The 2,983-nt window shown below is 52.0% G+C and carries 1 rRNA gene; it reads left to right on the top strand.

The features are described from left to right. Window positions 1–95 precede the first annotated feature (95 nt). Window positions 96–2,983: ribosomal RNA gene (locus BANA01_RS28740) — 23S ribosomal RNA — on the top strand; the annotation flags it as partial.

Genomic DNA, 2,983 nt, shown 5'->3' with positions numbered 1-2,983 from the left:
TTGAAAACTAGATAATCGTAAGAAGAAGTCAAAGTAAAACCGAGAATCGCCACATTAGTTTTTCTCTCTTATGAAAGTAAGAGTATAACCATTTAGGTTAAGTTAGAAAGGGCGCACGGTGGATGCCTTGGCACTAGGAGCCGATGAAGGACGGGACTAACACCGATATGCTTCGGGGAGCTGTAAGTAAGCTTTGATCCGGAGATTTCCGAATGGGGGAACCCACTGCTCGTAATGGAGCAGTATCTTTACCTGAATACATAGGGTATTGAAGGCAGACCCGGGGAACTGAAACATCTAAGTACCCGGAGGAAGAGAAAGCAAACGCGATTCCCTGAGTAGCGGCGAGCGAAACGGGACATAGCCCAAACCAAGAGGCTTGCCTCTTGGGGTTGTAGGACACTCAACATGGAGTTACAAAGGAACGGGGTAGATGAAGCGATCTGGAAAGGTCCGTCATAGAAGGTAAAAACCCTGTAGTTGAAACTTCGTTCCCTCCTGAGTGGATCCTGAGTACGGCCGGACACGTGAAATCCGGTCGGAAGCTGGGAGGACCATCTCCCAAGGCTAAATACTCCCTAGTGACCGATAGTGAACCAGTACCGTGAGGGAAAGGTGAAAAGCACCCCGGAAGGGGAGTGAAAGAGATCCTGAAACCGTGTGCCTACAAGTAGTTAGAGCCCGTTAATGGGTGATAGCGTGCCTTTTGTAGAATGAACCGGCGAGTTACGATCCCATGCAAGGTTAAGTTGAAGAGACGGAGCCGCAGCGAAAGCGAGTCTGAATAGGGCGTTTTTAGTATGTGGTCGTAGACCCGAAACCAGGTGATCTACCCATGTCCAGGGTGAAGTCCAGGTAACACTGGATGGAGGCCCGAACCCACGCACGTTGAAAAGTGCGGGGATGAGGTGTGGGTAGCGGAGAAATTCCAATCGAACTTGGAGATAGCTGGTTCTCTCCGAAATAGCTTTAGGGCTAGCCTCACGTTGTAAGAGTCTTGGAGGTAGAGCACTGTTTGGACTAGGGGCCCTCATCGGGTTACCGAATTCAGACAAACTCCGAATGCCAAAGACTTATCCGTGGGAGTCAGACTGCGAGTGATAAGATCCGTAGTCAAAAGGGAAACAGCCCAGACCACCAGCTAAGGTCCCAAAGTTTACGTTAAGTGGAAAAGGATGTGGAGTTGCTTAGACAACCAGGATGTTGGCTTAGAAGCAGCCACCATTTAAAGAGTGCGTAATAGCTCACTGGTCGAGTGACTCTGCGCCGAAAATGTACCGGGGCTAAACGTAACACCGAAGCTGTGGATTGACACCATATGGTGTCAGTGGTAGGAGAGCGTTCTAAGGGCGTTGAAGCTAGACCGTAAGGACTGGTGGAGCGCTTAGAAGTGAGAATGCCGGTATGAGTAGCGAAAGATGGGTGAGAATCCCATCCACCGTATGCCTAAGGTTTCCTGAGGAAGGCTCGTCCTCTCAGGGTTAGTCGGGACCTAAGCCGAGGCCGAAAGGCGTAGGCGATGGACAACAGGTTGATATTCCTGTACCACCTCTTTATCGTTTGAGTGATGGGGGGACGCAGGAGGATAGGGTAAGCGCACTGTTGGATATGTGCGTGTAAGCAGTTAGGCTGGTAAGTAGGAAAATCCGCTTACCATTAAGGCTGAGCTGTGATGCCGAGGGAAATATAGTACCGAAGTTCCTGATTCCACACTGCCAAGAAAAGCCTCTAGCGAGATAAAAGGTGCCCGTACCGCAAACCGACACAGGTAGGCGAGGAGAGAATCCTAAGGTGAGCGAGAGAACTCTCGTTAAGGAACTCGGCAAAATGACCCCGTAACTTCGGGAGAAGGGGTGCTTTTTGAGGTGAATAGCCTCGAAGAGCCGCAGTGAATAGGCCCAGGCGACTGTTTAGCAAAAACACAGGTCTCTGCGAAGCCGCAAGGCGAAGTATAGGGGCTGACGCCTGCCCGGTGCTGGAAGGTTAAGAGGAGGGGTTAGCGCAAGCGAAGCTCTGAATCGAAGCCCCAGTAAACGGCGGCCGTAACTATAACGGTCCTAAGGTAGCGAAATTCCTTGTCGGGTAAGTTCCGACCCGCACGAAAGGCGTAACGATCTGGGCACTGTCTCAACGAGAGACTCGGTGAAATTATAGTACCTGTGAAGATGCAGGTTACCCGCGACAGGACGGAAAGACCCCGTGGAGCTTTACTGTAGCCTGATATTGAATTTTGGTACAGCTTGTACAGGATAGGTAGGAGCCTGAGAAACCGGAGCGCCAGCTTCGGTGGAGGCGTCGGTGGGATACTACCCTGGCTGTATTGAAATTCTAACCCTCACCCCTTATCGGGGTGGGAGACAGTGTCAGGTGGGCAGTTTGACTGGGGCGGTCGCCTCCTAAAGAGTAACGGAGGCGCCCAAAGGTTCCCTCAGAATGGTTGGAAATCATTCGCAGAGTGTAAAGGCACAAGGGAGCTTGACTGCGAGACCTACAAGTCGAGCAGGGACGAAAGTCGGGCTTAGTGATCCGGTGGTTCCGCATGGAAGGGCCATCGCTCAACGGATAAAAGCTACCCCGGGGATAACAGGCTTATCTCCCCCAAGAGTCCACATCGACGGGGAGGTTTGGCACCTCGATGTCGGCTCATCGCATCCTGGGGCTGTAGTCGGTCCCAAGGGTTGGGCTGTTCGCCCATTAAAGCGGTACGCGAGCTGGGTTCAGAACGTCGTGAGACAGTTCGGTCCCTATCCGTCGTGGGCGCAGGAAATTTGAGAGGAGCTGTCCTTAGTACGAGAGGACCGGGATGGACGCACCGCTGGTGTACCAGTTGTCTTGCCAAAGGCATCGCTGGGTAGCTATGTGCGGACGGGATAAGTGCTGAAAGCATCTAAGCATGAAGCCCCCCTCAAGATGAGATTTCCCATAGCGTCAAGCTAGTAAGAACCCTGAAAGATGATCAGGTTGATAGGTCAGAGGTGGAAGC

Origin of the sequence: Neobacillus niacini NBRC 15566 (genome assembly GCF_001591505.1) — a bacterium.
GTDB classification, from domain to species: domain Bacteria; phylum Bacillota; class Bacilli; order Bacillales; family Cytobacillaceae; genus Neobacillus; species Neobacillus niacini.
This window is presented reverse-complemented; position numbering and strand designations above follow the sequence as displayed.